This window comes from Winogradskyella epiphytica, assembly GCF_003217215.1.
GTDB classification, from domain to species: Bacteria; Bacteroidota; Bacteroidia; order Flavobacteriales; family Flavobacteriaceae; genus Winogradskyella; species Winogradskyella epiphytica.
This window is the reverse complement of sequence record NZ_QJTD01000001.1, coordinates 944112-965266: the sequence shown is the minus strand read 5'-3', so window position 1 is coordinate 965266 and position 21155 is coordinate 944112. Positions and strand designations below refer to the sequence as shown.

21 protein-coding genes are annotated in these 21155 nt (G+C 33.9%); 16 read left to right on the top strand and 5 right to left on the bottom strand.

All coding sequences use genetic code 11. The features are described from left to right. Nucleotides 1-38: 38 nt before the first annotated feature. Together DFQ11_RS04245 and DFQ11_RS04240 are read right to left on the bottom strand one after the other, a co-directional pair. Nucleotides 39-1352, bottom strand: a complete 1314-nt coding sequence (locus DFQ11_RS04245; protein WP_110474575.1) for a branched-chain amino acid transport system II carrier protein — start codon at nt 1350-1352, stop codon at nt 39-41. Further along, nucleotides 1353-2906: a serine hydrolase gene (locus DFQ11_RS04240; RefSeq protein ID WP_110474573.1), complete on the bottom strand. Its 1554-nt coding sequence runs from the start codon at nt 2904-2906 to the stop codon at nt 1353-1355. It lies immediately after the preceding gene. Between the two features lie 91 nt (nt 2907-2997). Here DFQ11_RS04240 and DFQ11_RS04235 point away from each other — a divergent pair, with 91 nt between their 5' ends. Continuing rightward, a complete protein-coding gene (locus DFQ11_RS04235; protein ID WP_110474571.1) occupies nt 2998-3771 on the top strand; it encodes an alpha/beta fold hydrolase in 774 nt (257 codons plus the stop codon). An 81-nt stretch (nt 3772-3852) separates the two neighbouring features. Continuing rightward, a complete protein-coding gene (locus DFQ11_RS04230) occupies nt 3853-4095 on the top strand; it encodes a DUF1660 family phage protein (RefSeq protein WP_110474569.1) in 243 nt (80 codons plus the stop codon). Between the two features lie 75 nt (nt 4096-4170). Here DFQ11_RS04230 and thiL read toward each other — a convergent pair whose 3' ends face one another. Beyond that, entirely contained in the window at nt 4171-5223 is a 1053-nt protein-coding gene (thiL, locus tag DFQ11_RS04225; RefSeq protein ID WP_110474567.1) for a thiamine-phosphate kinase, read from the bottom strand. Nucleotides 5224-5505: 282 nt separating this feature from the next. Here thiL and DFQ11_RS15100 point away from each other — a divergent pair, with 282 nt between their 5' ends. The 14 genes from DFQ11_RS15100 to DFQ11_RS04160 all read left to right on the top strand — a co-directional run bounded on the left by DFQ11_RS15100 (nt 5506) and on the right by DFQ11_RS04160 (nt 17036). After that, nucleotides 5506-5745, top strand: coding sequence for a hypothetical protein (locus tag DFQ11_RS15100; RefSeq protein ID WP_146221499.1), 240 nt, complete (start codon nt 5506-5508; stop codon nt 5743-5745). A 136-nt stretch (nt 5746-5881) separates the two neighbouring features. Continuing rightward, entirely contained in the window at nt 5882-6211 is a 330-nt protein-coding gene (locus tag DFQ11_RS04220; protein ID WP_110474565.1) for a HesB/IscA family protein, read from the top strand. Nucleotides 6212-6262: 51 nt separating this feature from the next. After that, a complete protein-coding gene (gene sufB / locus DFQ11_RS04215) occupies nt 6263-7711 on the top strand; it encodes a Fe-S cluster assembly protein SufB (protein WP_110474564.1) in 1449 nt (482 codons plus the stop codon). A 36-nt stretch (nt 7712-7747) separates the two neighbouring features. After that, nucleotides 7748-8155 carry a hypothetical protein gene (locus tag DFQ11_RS04210; RefSeq protein ID WP_110474562.1) on the top strand — a complete coding sequence of 136 codons (408 nt, stop codon included), beginning with the start codon at nt 7748-7750 and terminating at the stop codon, nt 8153-8155. 4 nt (nt 8156-8159) lie between these two features. Further along, nucleotides 8160-8912, top strand: coding sequence for a Fe-S cluster assembly ATPase SufC (sufC, locus tag DFQ11_RS04205; RefSeq protein WP_110474561.1), 753 nt, complete (start codon nt 8160-8162; stop codon nt 8910-8912). A gap of 127 nt (nt 8913-9039) precedes the next feature. Continuing rightward, a complete protein-coding gene (gene sufD / locus DFQ11_RS04200) occupies nt 9040-10353 on the top strand; it encodes a Fe-S cluster assembly protein SufD (protein WP_110474559.1) in 1314 nt (437 codons plus the stop codon). Between the two features lie 3 nt (nt 10354-10356). Then, a complete protein-coding gene (locus DFQ11_RS04195) occupies nt 10357-10665 on the top strand; it encodes a hypothetical protein (RefSeq protein ID WP_110474557.1) in 309 nt (102 codons plus the stop codon). 9 nt (nt 10666-10674) lie between these two features. Continuing rightward, nucleotides 10675-11889 carry an aminotransferase class V-fold PLP-dependent enzyme gene (locus DFQ11_RS04190; RefSeq protein ID WP_110474555.1) on the top strand — a complete coding sequence of 405 codons (1215 nt, stop codon included), beginning with the start codon at nt 10675-10677 and terminating at the stop codon, nt 11887-11889. Between the two features lie 43 nt (nt 11890-11932). Continuing rightward, nucleotides 11933-12760, top strand: a complete 828-nt coding sequence (locus DFQ11_RS04185) for an META domain-containing protein (RefSeq protein ID WP_110474553.1) — start codon at nt 11933-11935, stop codon at nt 12758-12760. Nucleotides 12761-12793: 33 nt separating this feature from the next. Beyond that, nucleotides 12794-13216, top strand: a complete 423-nt coding sequence (locus DFQ11_RS04180; RefSeq protein ID WP_110474551.1) for a SufE family protein — start codon at nt 12794-12796, stop codon at nt 13214-13216. 75 nt (nt 13217-13291) lie between these two features. Further along, nucleotides 13292-13618 carry an iron-sulfur cluster assembly protein gene (locus DFQ11_RS04175; protein ID WP_110474549.1) on the top strand — a complete coding sequence of 109 codons (327 nt, stop codon included), beginning with the start codon at nt 13292-13294 and terminating at the stop codon, nt 13616-13618. A 7-nt stretch (nt 13619-13625) separates the two neighbouring features. Beyond that, nucleotides 13626-15461, top strand: a complete 1836-nt coding sequence (locus DFQ11_RS04170; protein WP_110474547.1) for an ABC transporter ATP-binding protein — start codon at nt 13626-13628, stop codon at nt 15459-15461. A gap of 18 nt (nt 15462-15479) precedes the next feature. Next, nucleotides 15480-15986: a DUF2480 family protein gene (locus DFQ11_RS04165; RefSeq protein ID WP_110474545.1), complete on the top strand. Its 507-nt coding sequence runs from the start codon at nt 15480-15482 to the stop codon at nt 15984-15986. Nucleotides 15987-16124: 138 nt separating this feature from the next. Then, nucleotides 16125-17036, top strand: a complete 912-nt coding sequence (locus tag DFQ11_RS04160) for a DUF3078 domain-containing protein (protein ID WP_229791235.1) — start codon at nt 16125-16127, stop codon at nt 17034-17036. Between the two features lie 74 nt (nt 17037-17110). On the opposite strand, the gene DFQ11_RS04155 is transcribed toward DFQ11_RS04160, so the two are convergent. Both DFQ11_RS04155 and hflX read right to left on the bottom strand, forming a co-directional pair. Then, the gene (locus DFQ11_RS04155; RefSeq protein WP_110474543.1) at nt 17111-19381 is read right to left on the bottom strand and encodes a transglycosylase domain-containing protein; all 2271 of its coding nucleotides are present in this window, start codon (nt 19379-19381) and stop codon (nt 17111-17113) included. Nucleotides 19382-19400: 19 nt separating this feature from the next. Next, on the bottom strand, nt 19401-20612 hold the full coding sequence (hflX, locus tag DFQ11_RS04150) for a GTPase HflX (RefSeq protein ID WP_110474541.1): 1212 nt from the start codon (nt 20610-20612) through the stop codon (nt 19401-19403). Nucleotides 20613-21155 lie beyond the last annotated feature (543 nt).

Here is a 21155-nt window from a genome sequence, read left to right as displayed (position 1 = left end):
TTGCTTTGGTTTTTTTGTTTTAAAATTAAATCTCAACATCACTCTTTAATCTGAGACTTTTTTCTTTTTTGCCATAAGACACAAATCAAAAAGGCTATGAGTGCCGGTAAAACCCAACCTAAGCTTTGATTTGAGAATGGAATATCTTCAACAAAGGCATCTAACTCTTCCATAGGACTTATAAACCCTATGACGTCCGGAATGCTAAATATAAAGGTTGTAATAACTACAGCTCTAAACACTAAAGGAGTAGCTAACTTTTCAGGTAAGACATTCAATAAAATTAAGACAATAGTAATTGGGTAAATAAATAGTAATACAGGAAGAGCGACTATAATAATCGAGTTAAAATCTAACTGCCCAACGACTACGCCGACAACACAAGATAAAATAGCGCTAATCACATATACCTTTTGAGAATCTTTAAACAGGCCTTTAAAATAATCTGCTGTTCCAGCTATAATTCCAATGGCAGTAGTAAAACAGGCTAATGAAATAAGTACACTTAATACCGTATTTCCGAATTCTCCTAGAGAAGCAATACTTATACCTCGTAACAATTTAGCACGCTGCATATCATTACTCAATTCGGCATCAATACTAATTTGTGAACCATAATAAGCCCCTACTGAAATGAGTCCGGCATAAATAATAAACAAACCAAAGCCTGCGATAAATCCTGATTTCCGAATTAAAATTCGTTTTGAACCATAGGCCTCAACAGCCATATTTTTAAAATTCAAAGATATAATTATAACGGCTCCTACAACCACTGCTGCAATAGCATCAAAGGTTTGATAGCCTTCTAAAATTCCCGTAGCTAATGGTGTTTCAAATTGCGCTAATCCTGTACTGTATTCAGAAGAAAATAATCCGATGCAAATTACCGCCAATAACATAATAACAATAAATGGCGTTAGAAACTTTCCAATGAGGTTAAGAATCTTTGACCGGTTTAGTACAAAAACCAATACCAATGAAAAATAAATAGCACTTGTAAGTAATGGAGACGAACCAAATGTTGGAAATACAGCAATTTCATGAGTTGCCGCTGCCGTTCTCGGTGAGGGAATTGCCACAGCAATCGCATAAATTAAAATGCAATAAATAAAGCTAAAAGTTGGCGATACCTTCTTTCCGAAATCATATAAGGTTCCTTGCAATCTTGCGTGTGCCAATATTCCAAATATCGGAATCACCACAGCAGTAATCATAAAACCTATGGTTACCCAAATCCAATCTTCACCTGCATTATAGCCTAATAAAGGTGGTAACAACAGATTGCCTGCTCCAAAAAACAATGAAAACAAGGCAAAACTGGTGATTAAAAGTTCTTTTTGCTGAATATTCACCTAATTGATTTTCTTTAGTTCCAAATCATGAAAATCGAAACTAAAATCTGTAATTGGCGCAATGTATTTCATTGTTGCCGAAACTGCCTCAGCTTTTTCGTTAAATGTAAATTGCACATAAACATCTGCATCATAACTTCTGTCATTCCATTTGGCAACAAAAGTTGAAGCATTTAAAGGCAATAACTCACCGAATAATCGCGATGAACGTTTGCTTTTTATAGTATATCCCTTTTTTTCATCATGTGTTATAACAACATCGCCAAACCAGTCGTCTTTATAAGTCCCAACAATCTGCTCTGGCTTAGGCAAGCTTTTAAGTTTTTTAGCGTCTTTAACCTTTGTATAAACCGCAGCTTTTATACTGTCGTTGTATTTGATATAATTAGCATTTCTCGTTCCGTATTTATCTAACCAATTTCGGTTTTCATAACCTAGATAAGAATCTTTAATGGTGTTAGTTACGGTGTTAAATGCCATTCCGTTCATTTGATTGGTTAGCACCACAATACCTAAGTCTAAATCTGGAATCAAAGTAAACTGTGTCACTGTTCCTAATAAACCACCTGTATGATACACTTGCTTGTAACCACCTTTAACATCAGTTACAAACCAACCTAAACCATAACCTCTAAAGTTTGAATTATAAACATCTTCTTTACCCACTCGTAAAGGCGTTTGTAGTTGCCATAATTCATGAAATTGTTTCTCACTCAATAAACGCTCGCCGTCTTTAGTTACCGCATCATTCATTAAGAATTCTGCCCAAGTCAACATATCGGTAACATTACTCATAATTCCACCTGCAGGATTTGCAATTGCACTCCAATCATGAGGAATCTGAACTACTTTTCCTTCAGTCATAGCATGTGCATCTATAATATTAGATCTATCAGACACACGGTTATAAGATGCCTTACTGTTTACCATGCCTACCGGCTTCATAATTTTATTTTCAATAAACTCTTCCCAAGATAAACCGCTCACACGTTTTAAAACCTCTCCTGCGATGATGTACATATTATTGTTGTACTGAAATTCGCTTCTAAATGAACTTTCAGGCTCTAAGTAACGCACATTAGAAATTACATCTTCAACCGTAAAGTCGTTGCCTTCAGGAAAAAACATTAAATCCCCTGCGCCTAAACCTAATCCACTTCGGTGTGTCACCAAATCTCTAACGGTAAATTCTTCAGTCACCCAAGCATCATGTAATTTAAACTCCGGAATATGTTGCCTCACTTTATCGTCCCAATTCAACTTACCCTCATCAACCATCATAGCTAAAGCGAAACATGTAAATCCTTTACTGTTTGAAGCGACTCCAACCATAGTTTCATCGTTCATGTCTTTTTGGTTCGTTAATGAACGTAAGCCGTGCCCTTTAGAATACACTATTTCGCCATCTTTAATGATTCCGACGGATATACCAGGAACATCAAAAGTTGTAAGAGTTTCTTGTATAAGGTTGTCTAATTGTTTTTCTTCAATTTGCGCATTTAAGAGTAATGCAGAAATAATAAAAGCTGAAGTAAATAATTGTCTTAAGAACATTAAATATTGAATTTAGTTTGAAGACTCAAAGATACTAAAATGTTATAATGATTAGTGGGACATAATAATTTCAAACTTTATCTTTGTCATTATGACTTTAGATTATAAAAATAGTAGTATTCACTATACAGTTGAAGGCAAAGGAGAAACCATTGTTTTGCTTCATGGATTTCTTGAATCTCTTGAAATGTGGCATAATTTAGTTCCTGAGTTAACTAAAAAACATCAAGTCGTTTGTATTGATTTATTAGGACATGGAAAAACGGGGTGCTTAGGTTATATTCATAGAATGAAAGATATGGCCGATGCCGTTTTCACGGTTTTAGCTGAGCTCAAGATTAAAAAAGCAAATTTTGTGGGACATTCTATGGGCGGCTATGTCGCTCTAGCTTTGGCCGAAAATCATCCAAATCTTTTTAAAGGATTATGTTTGATGAATTCCACCTACGAAGCCGACGACAATGAAAGAAAACAAATTAGATCTCGCGCTGCTGAAATGGCTAAATCACATTATGAACCTTTAGTAAAAATGTCATTCGCAAATCTATTTGCTCCAGAAAATAAGGATAAGTTTAAAACCGAATTTGACGCTGCACTAGAAATAGCACTTAAAACTCCAGTACAAGGTTATATTGCTGCACAAGAAGGAATGACCTTAAGACCGAATCGCTTTATAGTATTTAATGGCATAAAAGGTAAAAAATTAATTATCATTGGAAAAAAGGACAATTTAATTGATGGTGAGAAAATAATTAGTCAAATTAAGGATACAGATATAGAATATGTAGAATTTTCGGAAGGTCACATGAGTCATATTGAAAACAAATCAGAATTAACTTACAATTTATTGCAATTCAACGAATAATACACCCCTTTAACGTTTTGTTAATCTTTTTTATATAAATTTATCTCAGAAATTAATAGTGATATTGTAAACCATCCTACTATGACACCAACTAAACTAATTTGCGACTTATTTGGACATAATTATCGTGTGACCAAAAAAGTAACCAACCACGTGAGCGAATACACTTGTAAGTGCTGTAAAAAACAATTAACGACGAATAGCAACGGGACCTTAACCGAATTAACTCCAAAACGCCAAGAAATTAATTATGCTTTAGAGCGCCTTTACAACGGGAGAATGATGCGTTCACAACGTAAATCGAACAATTCACCAGCTTACTAATAATTGTTATAAGTAACGCTTCATTTACACGACATTTTAATTCAATGAAGTGATTATTATAGCATTCAATAAACTTTATTCTTGTTGATTTAATGCATTCCAGCCTTTTGCAATTATTGGAATTTTTTGATCAGCTCTAGTTACTAAATGCATTCCTCTATCTTCTTCAGTCATATATCCTATTACGGTTAAATTTGGATTCCCTTTTATTTTTGGAAAATCCTCCTGAGAGATGGTCATTAGTAATTCGTAATCTTCTCCACCATTAAGTGCAATTGTAGTACTATCTAAATTAAATTCTTCACAAGTAGTAATAACTTGAGGATCTAACGGTAATTTATTTTCATACAAATCTACACCAACCTTGCTATGCTTACATAAATGAATAACTTCAGAAGAAATGCCGTCACTTACATCTATCATACTTGTTGGTTTCACATCCAATTCTTTTAATAACGCCACAATATCTTTACGTGCTTCAGGTTTTAACTGTCGCTCTATAATATAAGTGTACATTGATAAGTCTGGTTGGTTATGAGGATTAACTTTGAACACTTCCTTTTCACGTTCAAGGACTTGTAAGCCCATATAAGCACCACCAACATCACCAGTAACTACTAATAGATCATTTGGTTTTGCCCCAGATCTCAATACTTCATTACCTTTTTCTACTTCACCAATTGCAGTTACAGAAATAATTAATCCAGAAGTAGATGATGTTGTATCTCCACCAACCACATCGACATTATAAATTTTTGCTGCAGTTGTGATACCTGCATATAATTCCTCAAGAGCCTCTAGCGGAAAACGATTAGATACAGCAATAGAAACAGTTACTTGTGTTGCCATAGCGTTCATCGCATAAATATCGGACAAATTAACCACCATAGCCTTATAGCCCAAGTGTTTTAAAGGCGCATAACTCAAATCGAAATGCACACCTTCTATGAGTAAATCGGTAGAAACAACAACTTGTTTTTTACCAAAATTAAGTACGGCTGCATCATCACCAATTCCTTTAATCGTTGATTTTTGAGTTATTTTAAAATGATCCGTTAAATGCTCAATCAATTTAAATTCTCCTAATTCACTCAATGGAGTTCGCTGTGGGTTTTTATCTTCAATCATATTGCAAAAATATTGTGCTTTTCTGATATAAGAGCACTTTACTAATCTTATTTAGTTCCTTGCACAAATTTAAGGAATCTCATCAAACTTTTATAAATTAAACTCCTTGTGCGTCTCTCAAAATATTAGGTTCATCTAGTCAATTTTCTTTTACCTCATCAGTTGGTGCAATTTCTAAGTACGAAAATCTTTCAATTTTATGTATTTCATCGAAAAACCAACTAATTATATTCCAGTTCCATACAGTTTCATAATTTCGTAGCCCCTAAACCTACTAACTTAATGAAAAACTCCTCAGACAAAATATTGCCTTGTGCTATATTTGGACACAACTATGTTAGATCTAAGACTAATATAGATCAGACTGCAGAGCTAACCTGTTCACACTGTGATGTGGTAGTTATAACGGATCAACAAGGAAATTTCGAAAATCACACCATTTCCAACTCACAAATTAAAGATACTCTACAAGAATTCTATCGTCTTAACCGACGAATTCCTAAATTAAAAGTGAGTATTTAATTCCCGATTTCAATCGGGATAACATTTATAACTTCACCCTATATAATCATATGCTAATATAATGTTACTAGCTATGGTTATACCTTTCTTATATTGTATATTTGCATTCTATTTAGAACTAATCTACTTAAAGAATATGATTAAAGTATCTGAACAAGCAAAGAAGAAGGTTATAGAACTTATGACAGATGATGGCTTTGACCCATTTACACATTATGTAAGAGTAGGTGTGAAAAGTGGAGGCTGTTCTGGTTTGTCTTACGATTTACAGTTTGACAAAAATCAAACTGAGAGCGATAAAGTTTTTGAAGACAATGATATCAAAATTATTGTGGACAAAAAGAGCTTCCTGTACCTTATAGGCACTACCTTAGAATATTCAGGTGGGTTAAACGGAACTGGATTTGTCTTTAACAATCCAAATGCTAATCGCACATGTGGATGCGGAGAAAGTTTTTCTCTGTAACCCTATCTAATCTTTCCAAAGAGGAAAGAATCTTAAAATTTTGAAGAAATTATGAGTAAATATACTGAAGACGATTTAAGAGAAGAGTTAAAAACCAAGGAATACGAATACGGTTTTTATACAGATATTGAGTCTGATACGTTTCCTGTTGGCCTAAATGAAGAGGTTGTAATTGCAATTTCTAAGAAAAAAGAAGAGCCAGAATGGATGACTGAGTGGCGTCTTGAAGCTTTTAAAGCTTGGAAAGAAATGATTGAACCGGAGTGGGCAAATGTTAAATATGAAAAGCCAGATTTTCAAGCTATTTCTTATTATTCAGCGCCAAATACAAAACCAAAATACGACAGTCTCGATGAAGTAGACCCTGAGCTTTTAGCAACCTTTGATAAATTAGGGATTTCATTAGACGAGCAAAAAGCGCTTGCAGGTGTTGCAATGGATGTTGTTATTGATTCTGTTTCTGTTGCAACAACTTTCAAAAAGACATTAAGCGAAAAAGGCATCATTTTTATGAGTATGTCTGATGCTATTAAAGAACATCCAGAATTAGTTAGAAAATATATAGGAACAGTTGTTCCACAGAAAGACAACTTTTATGCGGCCTTAAACTCTGCAGTATTTAGTGATGGCTCTTTCTGCTATATTCCAAAAGGCGTTCGTTGCCCAATGGAATTATCAACATATTTCAGAATTAACCAAGCAAACACCGGTCAGTTTGAAAGAACATTGGTTGTTGCCGATGAAGGTAGTTACGTTTCTTATTTAGAAGGTTGTACTGCTCCTAGCCGTGACGAAAACCAACTTCATGCTGCTGTTGTAGAATTAATTGCTTTAGACGATGCTGAAATAAAATATTCAACGGTTCAAAACTGGTTCCCAGGAAGTGCTGAAGGAAAAGGTGGTGTTTACAACTTTGTAACCAAACGTGGTATCTGTGAGAAAAATGCAAAAATTTCATGGACTCAAGTTGAAACTGGATCTGCAGTAACATGGAAATATCCATCTTGTATTTTGAAAGGCGATAATTCGGTTGGTGAATTTTATTCGATTGCAGTTACTAATAATCATCAACAAGCCGATACAGGTACTAAGATGATTCACTTAGGTAAGAATACAAAATCAACGATTATATCTAAAGGTATTTCGGCAGGTAAGTCGCAAAACTCATATAGAGGATTAGTACAAATTAATTCTCGTGCAGAAAACGCTCGTAACTTTTCACAATGTGATAGTTTATTAATGGGTAATGATTGTGGTGCACATACCTTCCCTTATATCGAAGCGAAAAATAAAAGCGCCATGGTGGAGCACGAAGCAACCACAAGTAAAATTGGTGAAGACCAAATTTTCTATTGTAACCAAAGAGGAATAGATACTGAAAAAGCCATTGCACTTATTGTAAATGGATTTAGCAAAGAGGTTCTTAATAAGTTACCAATGGAGTTTGCTGTAGAAGCTCAGAAGTTACTAGAAATCAGTTTAGAAGGAAGTGTTGGATAAAATATTTCACTAAGTTTTTATTAGTAAATAAGTAATATGATAAAAAACAGTCTCATTATCATTTTAGCCTTAGTGCTAGTGGCTTGTAAAAATGAAGGCAAACAAGAAGTTAGCCTTGAGGAAAATCGTTCAAAATCATACGATCAAAATGATGGTCTCATAACTATTAAAGGTGACTTCGTTTATTATGCGGATGCTGCTGTTATCCAAACACCAACTGAAATTTACGGTGTAGTAATCGATGAGCAAATGCATGCTTTAGATAAGGAAGCGCAAGCATTTAAAAAAGAAGCTACAGATATGGTGCCTGTAACCGTTCGTGTTCGAAAGTTTGAAAAAGACGAAAACGAAGAAGGTTGGCAGTTTAAAGTAGAAATTAAAGAAATTTTAAAGGTGGAAGCACCTGACCCAGAAACAAAAGACGTTATAAAATTAGCAAAATAAGATTATGTTAAAGATAAATGACTTACACGCAAGTGTAGAAGGAAAAGCAATATTAAAGGGTATCAATCTCGAAGTTAATGCAGGCGAAGTGCATGCAATAATGGGACCTAACGGTTCTGGTAAAAGTACCTTAGCATCTGTAATTGCTGGTAAAGAAGAATATGATGTAACTCAAGGTTCTATATTCTTAGACGAAGAAGATATCGACGAATTAGCTGCTGAAGAGCGTGCACACAAAGGTATTTTCCTTTCATTTCAGTATCCAGTAGAAATTCCTGGAGTTAGTGTAACTAACTTTATTAGAACAGCTATCAACGAAACTCGCAAAGCGAAAGGTTTAGAGGATATGCCAGGTAAGGATATGTTGAAAATGATTCGTGAGAAATCTGAAATGTTAGAAATTGATCGTAAATTTTTATCTCGTTCTTTAAACGAAGGTTTTTCAGGTGGTGAAAAGAAACGTAACGAGATTTTCCAAATGGCTATGTTAGAGCCTAAGTTAGCTATACTTGATGAAACGGATTCAGGATTAGATATCGATGCGCTTCGTATTGTTGCTAACGGTGTTAATAAATTAAAATCTAAAGACAATGCGGTTATTGTAATTACCCACTACCAGCGTTTATTAGATTATATCGTTCCAGACTTTGTTCACGTGTTACACGATGGTAAAATCGTAAAATCTGGAACTAAGGAATTAGCTCACAAATTAGAAGCTCAAGGTTACGATTGGATTAAGGAAGAAGTAGGCGTATAAATTCTTAAACACTAACCTGTTTAATTGTTTACTCAGACACTCATCCTTTTTTAATATTAAAATAGTAATCAATTTTGAAACGTTAATTTTCAGCGTATCGAAGACTGATTACTGAAGACTTAAACACATGAATTTAAAAGAAAAATTAGTATCGTCATTTATGGCTTTTGAGGACACGGTAGATGTGCACTCTTCTGTCCATGATATTCGTACTGAAGCTATAAAAACTTTTGAGGCTGAAGGATTTCCTACTAAGCGTCAAGAAGAATGGAAGTACACATCCTTAAATTCAATTTTAAAGCATGATTATAGCGTGTTCCCAAAGCACGAAAATGATCTGGAATTTAAAGATGTAAAGAAATATTTCATTCATGATATCGATGCCTACAAAATTATCTTTATTGATGGTAAATATGCATCACACCTATCTCAAACAACACATGATGGTTTAGATGTTTGCTTAATGTCATCGGCATTAACAAAGCCTAAATACAAGATGATTATTGATAATTATTTCAATAAAATTGCTGGTAAAGATAGTTTGTCGTCATTGAACACAGCGTTTTCTTACGAAGGTGCTTATATCAATATTCCCAAGAATAAAGTGGTTGAGAAGCCTATTCAAATTATACACTTTTCGACAGGAAATGAAGCGGCTACAATGTTGCAGCCTAGAAACTTAATCATTGTTAACGAAAATGCACATGTTCAAATTATTGAACGTCATCAGAGTTTAACAGATAACCCTGTTTTAACAAATAGTGTTACAGAGATTTTCGCCAATAAACGTGCTATTGTAGATTATTACAAAATTCAGAATGACAGACAGAGTGCTACTTTAATAGACAATACTTTTGTTAATCAAAAGCAAGAAAGTTTAGCTAAAGTTCATACGTTTTCTTTCGGTGGAAAATTAACTCGAAACAATCTAAATTTCTACCAAAACGGAGAACGTATCGATTCTACAATGAAAGGTGTGACTATTATAGGCGATAAACAACATGTAGATCACAATACTTTAGTTCACCATATTGAACCTAACTGTGAAAGCCACCAAGATTATAAGGGGATTTACTCAGACAACTCAACGGGTGTTTTTAACGGAAAAGTCCTTGTTGAAAAATTAGCCCAAAAGACGAATGCTTTCCAAGCTAATAATAACATTTTGTTAAGCGATAAAGCAAGTATCAATACAAAACCTCAGCTTGAAATTTTTGCAGATGATGTAAAATGTTCTCATGGTTGTACTATTGGTCAGTTAGATGAAAGCGCGATGTTTTATTTACGTTCTAGAGGTATTCCTGAAAAAGAAGCTAAAGCACTATTAATGTTTGCCTTTAGTAATACGGTATTAGAATCGGTTAAAATTCCTGAAATTAAACAGAGAATCACCAAAATTATTGCTGATAAGTTGGGTGTGAGTACTGGGTTTGACTTATAATTTATGGTAGACATTTTAAAATTACCTTTAAAATTATTTATTAAAATTATTGCGGTAATTTTAGGTATTGCCTTAGTATCAGGAATCTTAGAACTTTATTTTAAGAACGGATTTTTTGAAGGTTTCATATTAACCTTTTTTGGTTTAGCATCCACTGCCCTACTTATAATTTCACTGTTTCTTATATTTCTAACGACTATTGATTTGTTGACCGGAGATTATAAAAAAGGACTTTATAAATTAGGAGTCGTTGTTGCATCATTGTCTATATATGCTGTTATATTTTTAAATACTATTTCTACATTATTTTAAATTATTATCATGCTTAATATCCAAGAAATAAGAAAAGACTTCCCAATCCTTCATCGTAAGGTTAATGGTAAGGCTTTAATCTATTTTGACAATGCAGCAACCTCACAAACCCCTCAACAAGTCATAGATGTTATTGTAGATTATTATACAAACTACAATGCTAATATCCACAGAGGTGTTCATAGTTTAAGTCAAGAGGCTACTGATGCTTACGAGCAAGCACGAATAAAAATACAGAAGCATTTTAATGCTAAGCATAGTCACGAGATTATTTATACTGCTGGTACAACACACGGTATTAATTTAGTGGCTAATGGATTTTCATCCCTCTTAAAAAAGGGTGATGAAATTATAGTTTCGGCTTTAGAACATCATAGCAATATTGTCCCTTGGCAGATGCTTTGTGAGCGCACAGGAGCGACTTTAAAAGTTATTCCTATGAATGAAAAAGGTGAGCTTATTCTTTCAGAATTTGATGGCCTTCTAAATGAGCATACCAAATTGGTGTTCGTAAACCATATTTCAAACGCTTTAGGAACTATAAACCCTATAGAATATATTATTGAAAAAGCCCATAAGGCGGGAGCAGCTGTTCTAGTAGATGGCGCTCAGTCTTGTCCACATTTAAAACCAGATGTTCAAGCTTTAGATGTCGATTTCTATGTTTGTTCTGCTCATAAAATTTGCGGACCAACAGGTGTTGGAATGCTTTACGGGAAAGAAGAGTGGTTGAAAAAATTACCACCATATCAAGGTGGCGGAGAAATGATAGCGGAGGTTTCTTTTGAAAAAACCACTTACGCAGGTTTACCACACAAATTCGAAGCAGGAACACCGAATATTTCTGGAGGAATTGCATTTGGTGCCGCATTAGATTATATGAATAACTTAGGATTTGATGCTATTGCGGAGTACGAAAATGAACTTCTAGTTTATGCTACAGAGCAACTTGAGAAGATCGAGGGTGTAAAAATATATGGTACGGCTAAAGAAAAAACTTCTGTAATTTCTTTTAATGTCAATGATATTCACCCCTACGATATTGGTACTATTTTAGACAAAATGGGAATTGCGGTGCGAACGGGACACCACTGTGCTCAACCTATTATGGATTTCTATAAGATTCCTGGCACTATACGAGCATCGTTTATGTTTTATAATACCAAGGACGAAATTGACACATTTATCACAGCATTAAAAAAAGCTGTAATGATGCTATCCTGAGTTTGGCACTAAATGTGTAATTTAATGGTTAAATAATATACACATGAAATTACTACTCAGCCTATTCACACTATTATTAGCGGTCACAGCTTGTGATTCGACTAAAAAGACCATAGACTCAAATCAGAAGATGCAAAAAGAAGAAACACTTTCTGGTACTTACTTTATCACTCATGTAGGCAATAATGATGTGTCTAAGCATAAGTTAGCCATCACCTTTGATGAAAGTACCAATCAATTTTCAGGATTTGCAGGTTGTAATCAATTTTTCGGAGCGTATTCAATAGACAACAATTCCTTATTGTTGAACAATGTTGGCGCATCCAAAAAACTATGTCATGGTGACGCTATGACCATAGAAGACCATATTCTAAAAGCCTTAGGTATAGTAGATTCATTTTCTATTGATGATTCCATATTATCGCTTTCAGGTAAATCTACGATACTTATTAAAGCTAGTAAAGCTGAAATGGTTTCTCAACGTCCAGCCGCAAAGAGTAATACAAGTGGAACTTCTATTAAGTACCAAGCTTTAACAAGAGGTAGTTTTGATTTTATTCTTATTTCAAGTTCTGAAATTATAACTTCTAATGATCAAAGTCTTCAGAAGTTAGATAAACACAGTATTAATCAAAAAGATTGGGACGGATTAAATGCGTTAATTGAAAAGGTAGATTTAGAGACATTTCAGAATTTGAATGTACCCTCTACGCAACATCAATTTGATGGTGCTGCCCATGCAACTTTAGCTATTCAAATTGGTGATATAGAATACATGTCTCCAACTTTTGATCATGGCAATCCACCTACAGAGATAGACGCATTAGTTAATAAAGTGTTATCCATAAAAGAAAATACATTAAAACAATAGCGATTTTGTAATTTTGCATAAAAGCAACACACTATGACGATTCAAGAAGTACAAGAAGAGATAATAGATGAATTTTCAATGTTTGAAGATTGGGAAGAACGTTACCAATACATGATAGACTTAGGTAAATCATTACCACTTATTGAAGACAAATATAAAACGGAGGATAATATCATTAAAGGCTGCCAAAGTAAAGTTTGGGTACATGCTGATATGGTTGATGACAAGGTGAACTTTACTGCCGATAGTGACGCTATAATTACTAAAGGAATTATCGCTATATTGATTCGTGTGTTTTCTGATCAACATCCAAAGGATATTATTGAAGCGAACACCGATTTTATAGATAAAATAGGATTAAAAGAGCATTTATCACCAACAAGAGCTAACGGGCTTGTAAGCATGATAAAGCAATTAAAAATGTATGCCATTGCATACCAAACACAATTGAACTAAGTTTCGTAGGTACAGTGTAGATGTTAGTGATTTATCACCTGCATCTAAAACCTATAAACTAAAAACTTTATAAAAATGAGCGATACTAAAATAGATACAGTTGTACTAGGAGAAAAAATTTTAAGAGTCATAAAAACCATCTATGACCCTGAAATTCCTGTAGACATTTACGAATTAGGACTAATCTACGATGTTTTTGTCAACGAAGATTTAGAGGTAAAAATATTAATGACTTTAACCACACCAAACTGTCCAGTGGCTGAAACTTTACCATTAGAGGTGGAAGAAAAAGTAAAATCGATTAACGAGGTTAAAAATGCGGAAGTCGAAATTACATTCGATCCACCATGGAGCCAAGAATTAATGAGTGAAGAAGCTAGATTGGAGCTTGGTATGCTCTGATTAAACCATGGCCAGACGTAGACCTACATCCATAAAAGACGATAAGAAAACAAACATAAAATCGTCCTTTAACGCTCTAGTTTACATTCCGAGGTTTTTTAGAGAAATATGGAGTGTTAATAAAAAGCTGTTTTTAGTATCAGCGTTCTGTAGGCTTATTGGAGCCTTACTTCCTGTAATCATCTTATGGGTTGGAAAACTTATTATTGATGAAATTATATTACAAGTTTCATTAGATAACCCTGATTACACTTCTCTTTGGACCTATGTTGCTGCTGAGTTTGCCTTAATTATTCTAAGCGACTTAATTAGTAGAGCAATATCCTTAACTGATGGTTTACTTGGTGATGAATATAATATTGCCACCTCGATTACTATTATTAAAAAAACGAATCAGATAAATATTGGTTTATTAGAAGATTCGGAGTTTTATGATAAGCTTGAACGCGCAAGAACTCAAACTTCAGGTCGTGTTGGACTTATGTCTAACGTATTAGGTCAAGCCCAAAGTACCATTTCAATTGCGACACTTGTCGCTGGTTTAATATATTTTGAACCCTACCTCATTATATTATTAGTCCTTAGTATTATTCCATCCTTTATTAACGAAGTTCGATTTAGTCAACAACAGTATTCCTTAGCACGAAGCTGGACTTCAGAACGACGCGAACTCGATTACTTGCGTTTTATTGGAGCCAATGACAAAACAGCTAAAGAAATTAAACTTTTTGGCTTAACTGACTTTATTGTAGACCGATTTAAAAACCTGTCTGAAGAATATTACCAACTCAACAAAACTTTAGCGATTAAACGTTCCGCTTTAGGTTTTCTATTCAATGTTTTGGGTTCTTTAAGTTATTACGGTGCTTATGTTTTCATTATATATCGTGTGCTTTCAGGAGCCATTACCCTTGGAGAATTAACGTTCTTATCAGGTTCATTTAACCGATTAATGCGAAACCTTCAAGATTTCTTTTCCAAATTCACGCGAATATCAGAAAGTGCATTATACCTCAAGGACTACTTCGACTTTACAGATATTTCTATTGTTCCTAAAGCCAAGGAAGATATGCCACTACCAAAGAAAATTCAATATGGTTTTGAATTTAAAGATGTACGCTTTGCCTATCCAAATTCAGAAACTGAAATTTTAAAAGGCATTAGCTTTAAAATTAAAGCAGGAGAAAAACTAGCTTTTGTGGGACAGAATGGTGCTGGAAAAACCACATTGGTAAAATTGTTATTGCGTTTTTACGAACCGACCTCTGGTGAGATTTTGCTAGATGGTACAAACATCAATCGATTTAATCTTGCGGAATATCAAGAGTATTTTGGTGTGATTTTTCAAGATTTCTTTAAATATGAATTTACCGTTAGAGAAAACATAGCCATTGGCGACATCGAAGAAATTGATAATCAACAAAAAATTGAAACTGCTGCAATACAAAGTTTAGCCGATGATGTTATAGCCGAATTAAAAGATGGTTACAATCAGCAATTAGGTAAACGTTTCACTAATGGTCAAGAATTATCTGGTGGTCAGTGGCAAAAAGTGGCCTTGGCAAGAGCTTATATGAAAAATGCCGAAGTGATGATATTAGACGAACCGACTTCAGCATTAGACGCTAGAGCAGAAAGTGAGGTTTTTGAAAGATTTATAGGATTAACAGAAGGAAAAACCAGCATTATCATATCACATAGATTTAGTACAGTGCGACAGGCTGATAGAATTTTGGTTCTTGAGCATGGCAAAATCACAGAGATTGGAACCCACGAGGAACTCATGGAAAATCAGTCTTTATACGCCGAATTGTTTACGCTTCAGGCTGAAGGCTATCAGTAAATTAATTACCTTTGTAACATGGCAGATGAGATTATAAATAGAGTAGCAAATAGCAAACTCAAGGTTGTAGATTTAGAGGATTATTATCCTGCAGGTAACCGCATTCTTTTTGATATAAAAGATTGGTTAATGGAAGGCTTAGTACTCCGCGAGAAAGACTTTAGAGCGCAGGTGGCAGCTCATGATTGGTCGCAATATCAAGATTGCTATGTGGCCTTATACTGTTCCACGGACGCCATTGTTCCAGATTGGGCTTATATGCTCATTTCTATGGAGCTACAAGACTATGCAAAATTAACTATCACAGGGTCTTTAGTGGATTTGGAATCTATAATTTACACTTCAATTATTTCAGAATTAGACCTTGAAGTTTATAGAGATTTACCCGTCATCATCAAAGGTTGTTCCCATAAACCAGTACCTGCTAATGCCTTGGTTTTATTATCTCAAAAATTAAAACCCATCGCAAAATCTATCATGTTTGGCGAAGCCTGTTCTTCAGTTCCTTTGTACAAAAGGCGCTAATCAAAATTATTTGTGACTTCTTAGACTTTCATGGGTCTTAATCAATGTGGCCTCTTTTAAATAGATATTTAGCAGAAGTCAACAAACACTTATATTTGCAAATTAATAACAACTTTAAATTATTAAAATTTAAAAATTATGATCAACAAAAAATTAATTTTATCCGCATTCTTTATGTTTGCTATAGCTTTTAGTTTTGCGCAAACGAAAGAAGAATTAAAAGCTCAAAAAGCTGAAAAGCAAGCCGAAGCAGATAAGTTTCAAAGTGAAGCTAACGCTATTCAAGCGCAAATAGACGCTTTACCAGGTTGGAGAATTGGCGCATTTGGAACAATTGGTGGTAGCTTATCTAACTTTAACAATTGGTATGGTCAAGGAACTCCTAATAATAGTTCTGGTAATATTGGTATTACTTTTAATGCATTTGCCAACAAAATTGAAGATAAATATTTCTGGAGAAACTCTTTAACTACAAATTTAGCTTGGACAAAATTTGATGATAAAGACGATCCGAATGATGATGATAGCTTTAGAACTGGAACCGATGTTTTTAATATCTCTTCGCTTTACGGAAGAAACATTAGCAAAACTTGGGCTATTTCTGGTTTAGCTGATTATAGAACTACACTTTTAGATAACTTTAACGATCCTGGGTTTTTAGATTTAGGTGTTGGTGCGACATGGACTCCTACAAGTAATTTAGTGGTAGTTATTCACCCATTAAATTATAACTTCGTTTTTGCTAAAAATGATGCTGCTTTCGAATCTTCTGCAGGTGCGAAAATTGTTGCAGATTATACAAGACAAATTGGTGCCATCAACTTTAAATCTAACTTCTCTACTTTCCAAAGTTATGAAGATAGCGACTTATCAAACTTTACGTGGACAAACTCATTTAGCTACAAGTTATGGAAGATGATAGGTGTTGGTTTTGACTTTGGTTTAAGAAGCAACAAACAAGAAGCGGCTAATTACCAAGCTGTTGATTTAAAAGATGCTGATAATAAATTACAGACTTATTATACAATTGGTATGAGCTATAACTTCTAATAAGAGGCTCTCATCCAAGTAAAAACCTGTCTAGATAGTATTTTAGACAGGTTTTTTTATGCTTAATACTGAGTTTAATTAAACTTCTTCTTTTTCTCTTTTTTCTTAAAAAGGCGTTTAAAGAATCCATCGCGTTTAGTGTCTTCGCAATCTAAATCGTCCAAGACTTTTTGTGACGGCCTTTCGAACTTAGCTCTCGTAATTGAATTAAATTCAGAATCACTATTTAACTTCTGATAAAACTTAGCGAAAATTGGTAAGGCTGAATTGGCACCTTGACCTAATCCTGTCGACTTAAATCCAATGGCATGATTATCATTACCAACCCAAGTGATAGTCGCTAAATTCGGAGTTAAGCCAACAAACCAGCCGTCTTTATTATTCTGAGTGGTTCCTGTTTTACCGGCTATTTCATTTTTCAACCCATACGTACTTCTTAGCCTAGACGCTGTACCATTATTTACGGTCGATTTCATCATTTCTAAAAGTACTTGTCTTGTGTAATCACTGAAAGCTTCCTTTTCTGATATCTCTGGCTCAAATGAAGCGATAACATTTCCATGTTTATCTTCAATTTTCGTAATATAATAGGCTTTAACAGCTCTTCCTTTATTGAGATAACTCGAGAATGCTCCTGTTAAATCTCTCAAGTTAATTTCAGCGACACCTAAAGCTAAGGATGGTTGGTTAGGCAGTTCTTTTGAAATGCCCATTCTTTCCACTTGTTCTATAACCTTTGGAATTCCAACCTCTTCTAGAACTTTAACCGCAATGGTATTAATAGAATTACTTAAGGCTTTTTCTAAAGTATAATTGATATAGGGGTCCTCCTCACTACTACCCGAATTACTTGGTGTCCAATTATCATAATTGGTATAAGTGACCTTGTTTAGTGAAAAATAGGTACAAGGATCCATGCCGTTTTCTATAGCTGCGGTATATACAAAAGGTTTGAAAGTTGAACCCACCTGCCTTTCACTTTGCGAAATATGATCGTATTTAAAATACCTATAATCAATGCCACCTATATAGGTTCGAACGGCTCCAGTACTTGGCTCCACAGACAGCATTCCTGTATTTAAAAATTTGAGGTGGTGTTTTAAACTATCAATAGTGGATATTTTTTGTACAGTATCACCTTTCCAACTAAATAAATCTACAAGTCTTTTCACCTTCAAGGAATCGTCGATTTGCTTATCCGTTAGTCCTTTTTCCTTATAAGCCTTTACCTGAGGCAAGTTGTTAATAGCGCTTTTTATAAGTATTGAATTGGTTTCCCATGGTGAGTTTTTTCCATAGGCTTTTTCAAAATCAGCTTGAAGTAGGGTCATATGTTCCTTCATAGCAGCTTCCGCTAATTCCTGCATCTTATAATCTAAAGTAGTATGAACAATCAATCCGTCCTTATAAAGATCATAAGACTCACCATTTGGCATCTTTAAAGTATCTAATATTGAAGCTAGTTGTTTTTTAACTTCTGCTCTAAAATACGGCGCTAAACCTAAGTCGTGATTAAATGAACGGTAATCTAATTTAAGCTCTTTATTGCTATAATATTTTAATGAATCTTTTGAAAGGTAACCATAAGTCACCATTTGATTAAGCACAACGTTTCTTCGGCCTTTACTACGTTCCTCATGAATTCTTGGATTGTAATAGGTATTCGCTTTTAAAGTACCTACTAAAGTCGCTGCCTGATGAATAGAAATATCAGAAACAGATAAGTTAAAGAATTTTCGTGACGCACTTTCAATACCATATGTATTATCTGAAAATGGCACCGTATTAAGATACAAGGTTAGTATTTCCTCCTTTGAATATACCTCTTCAATGCGTTTAGCTATTATAGATTCTTTAAACTTATTGATGAGCATGCTAAAAAATGCATAATTCTTCCTTCCATATAGATTTTTAGCTAATTGAAGCGTAATGGTACTTCCTCCTCCTGCTGATTTATCTTGCAGAATTAAGTTTTTTACGAATACGCGCATTAAACTGATATTGTCTATACCGTCATGCTCATAAAATCTAGAATCTTCAGTAGCTATTAAAGCATTAATGAGATGCTTAGGAAAATCTTCAAATTTCACAGGTTGCCTATCGTAGATATAAAACTTCCCTATTAATTTAGAATCTTTATCTAATACTTGAGTCGCTTCCTCTTGGATTATAGAACTCAAAACTTCTTTAGTTGGAAGTTTACCAAAGGCTCCTAAATATATACTTATGTATAATCCTACGAAAAATAAAATGACCGCAATCAATACACTAATGGACCACTTGACCCATTTACGTTTTGTTGCTCTTAAAACTCTTGACTTAAAGGTTTTTGAAGATGTAGCCATATAAAGAAAATTATGTTTCTTATTCTAGATCTTCAACGTCTGGATATAAGAAATGATTGTATGGAAAACGAGTGACATGAATTTCTCTAACCTCTTCATATACACGCTTTCTGAAATCTTCAATATTTTCTTTATTTAAAGCTGAAATAAACAATGCATTTCCATCTAATCTAGACATCCATGTTTTTTTCCATTCTTCAATCGTAAAGTTGGCTTTGGTTCTTTCCACTATCAAATCATCTTCATCGTAAGGTTCCGGCTCATAGGCATCAATTTTATTAAAGACCATGATTGTAGGTTTATCCTTACTATCTATTTCATCTAAAATTTGATTTACAGATTCGATATGCTCTTCAAAGTTAGAATGCGAAATATCAACAACATGCAAAAGCAAATCAGCTTCTCTTACTTCGTCTAAAGTGCTTTTGAAGGATTCCACCAATTGTGTTGGTAATTTTCTAATAAAACCAACGGTATCACTTACTAAAAATGGTAAGTTTCCTATCACCACTTTTCTTACTGTAGTGTCTAAGGTTGCAAACAATTTGTTTTCTGCAAAAACATCACTTTTGCTAATCACATTCATTAGGGTAGATTTTCCAACATTGGTATACCCCACTAAAGCTACGCGCACCATCTTACCGCGATTTCCACGTTGTACAGCCTGTTGCTTATCAATTGTTTTTATCTTGGCTTTTAATAATGCGATTTTGTCACGAACAATACGTCTATCTGTTTCAATTTCAGTTTCACCAGGTCCACGCATTCCAATCCCCCCTTTTTGACGCTCAAGGTGAGTCCACATTCCTTTTAATCTTGGTAATAAATATTCACATTGCGCCAATTCTACCTGGGTTCTAGCGTAACTCGTTTGCGCCCGTTGCGCAAAAATATCAAGGATAAGGTTAGTTCTATCTAAAATTTTACAATTTAGAATTTTACTAATATTTCGTTCTTGGGCCGGACTTAATTCATCATCAAATATTACAGTACCGATCTCATTTTCTTTAACAAAATTTGCGACCTCTTCCATTTTACCTGTTCCTATAAAAGTTTTAGGATTAGGTATCGCCATTTTTTGTGTAAAGCGTTTTATCACCTCACCACCTGCTGTATAAGTTAAAAACTCTAATTCATCTAAATACTCATTTGACTTTTCCTCATCTTGATTCTGTGTAATCACACCGATAAGAACCGTCTTTTCTAAATCTATTTCTTGTTTTTCTATCATATAATAATTAAAGTACAAAGTTAATCAAATGCACAATTCCAATATAATGATTTTAATATCTATATTTTGTTTGTAGTTAACATTTCTTAAAAGATCTCCTATTTTAATTAATGAATCATTAGACAAAGTAGATTCCTATAATTTTATTGTTTCCAACTATATAATTCAACGTATTAACCATGTATTAACCCATCATTTACAAACAGTTAATTTTTAACCAATAAGTTTTTCTAAAAATTATGTCAAAACACTTATTTTGGGTGGTAAGAATAAAAATCATAGGAAAAAGCTATCCTAGCTATATTAGGTCATACCCGAATTTTAATGAAAAAAAATGAGCTAAATATTTCTAGTGTTATTTGTCGATAAAAACAGTACTTAATCTATTATAGTATTGTTAACATCTTGTTAATAGTCATTTTTTATATATTCGGGCTTGTATAGTCTGTTCGTCAAATAACGCTAACTGTACCGTAAAATAACATACAATATAACAAAAACCAACAAACCCCTTATAATCAAACGATTATAAATAATTATTTT

Bases quoted from the DNA above. Each gene is read 5' to 3' on its own strand.
- DFQ11_RS04165 (WP_110474545.1), top strand. From the start codon at position 15,480: ATGGCAGATGAGATTATAAATAGAGTAGCAAATAGCAAACTCAAGGTT.
- DFQ11_RS04160 (WP_229791235.1), top strand. From the start codon at position 16,125: ATGATCAACAAAAAATTAATTTTATCCGCATTCTTTATGTTTGCTATA.
- sufB (WP_110474564.1), top strand. From the start codon at position 6,263: ATGAGTAAATATACTGAAGACGATTTAAGAGAAGAGTTAAAAACCAAG.
- DFQ11_RS04210 (WP_110474562.1), top strand. From the start codon at position 7,748: ATGATAAAAAACAGTCTCATTATCATTTTAGCCTTAGTGCTAGTGGCT.
- DFQ11_RS04175 (WP_110474549.1), top strand. From the start codon at position 13,292: ATGAGCGATACTAAAATAGATACAGTTGTACTAGGAGAAAAAATTTTA.
- DFQ11_RS04230 (WP_110474569.1), top strand. From the start codon at position 3,853: ATGACACCAACTAAACTAATTTGCGACTTATTTGGACATAATTATCGT.
- sufC (WP_110474561.1), top strand. From the start codon at position 8,160: ATGTTAAAGATAAATGACTTACACGCAAGTGTAGAAGGAAAAGCAATA.
- DFQ11_RS04155 (WP_110474543.1), bottom strand. From the start codon at position 19,381: ATGGCTACATCTTCAAAAACCTTTAAGTCAAGAGTTTTAAGAGCAACA.
- DFQ11_RS04220 (WP_110474565.1), top strand. From the start codon at position 5,882: ATGATTAAAGTATCTGAACAAGCAAAGAAGAAGGTTATAGAACTTATG.
- DFQ11_RS04240 (WP_110474573.1), bottom strand. From the start codon at position 2,906: ATGTTCTTAAGACAATTATTTACTTCAGCTTTTATTATTTCTGCATTA.
- sufD (WP_110474559.1), top strand. From the start codon at position 9,040: ATGAATTTAAAAGAAAAATTAGTATCGTCATTTATGGCTTTTGAGGAC.
- DFQ11_RS04180 (WP_110474551.1), top strand. From the start codon at position 12,794: ATGACGATTCAAGAAGTACAAGAAGAGATAATAGATGAATTTTCAATG.
- DFQ11_RS15100 (WP_146221499.1), top strand. From the start codon at position 5,506: ATGAAAAACTCCTCAGACAAAATATTGCCTTGTGCTATATTTGGACAC.
- thiL (WP_110474567.1), bottom strand. From the start codon at position 5,223: ATGATTGAAGATAAAAACCCACAGCGAACTCCATTGAGTGAATTAGGA.
- DFQ11_RS04170 (WP_110474547.1), top strand. From the start codon at position 13,626: ATGGCCAGACGTAGACCTACATCCATAAAAGACGATAAGAAAACAAAC.
- DFQ11_RS04190 (WP_110474555.1), top strand. From the start codon at position 10,675: ATGCTTAATATCCAAGAAATAAGAAAAGACTTCCCAATCCTTCATCGT.
- DFQ11_RS04235 (WP_110474571.1), top strand. From the start codon at position 2,998: ATGACTTTAGATTATAAAAATAGTAGTATTCACTATACAGTTGAAGGC.
- hflX (WP_110474541.1), bottom strand. From the start codon at position 20,612: ATGATAGAAAAACAAGAAATAGATTTAGAAAAGACGGTTCTTATCGGT.
- DFQ11_RS04195 (WP_110474557.1), top strand. From the start codon at position 10,357: ATGGTAGACATTTTAAAATTACCTTTAAAATTATTTATTAAAATTATT.
- DFQ11_RS04185 (WP_110474553.1), top strand. From the start codon at position 11,933: ATGAAATTACTACTCAGCCTATTCACACTATTATTAGCGGTCACAGCT.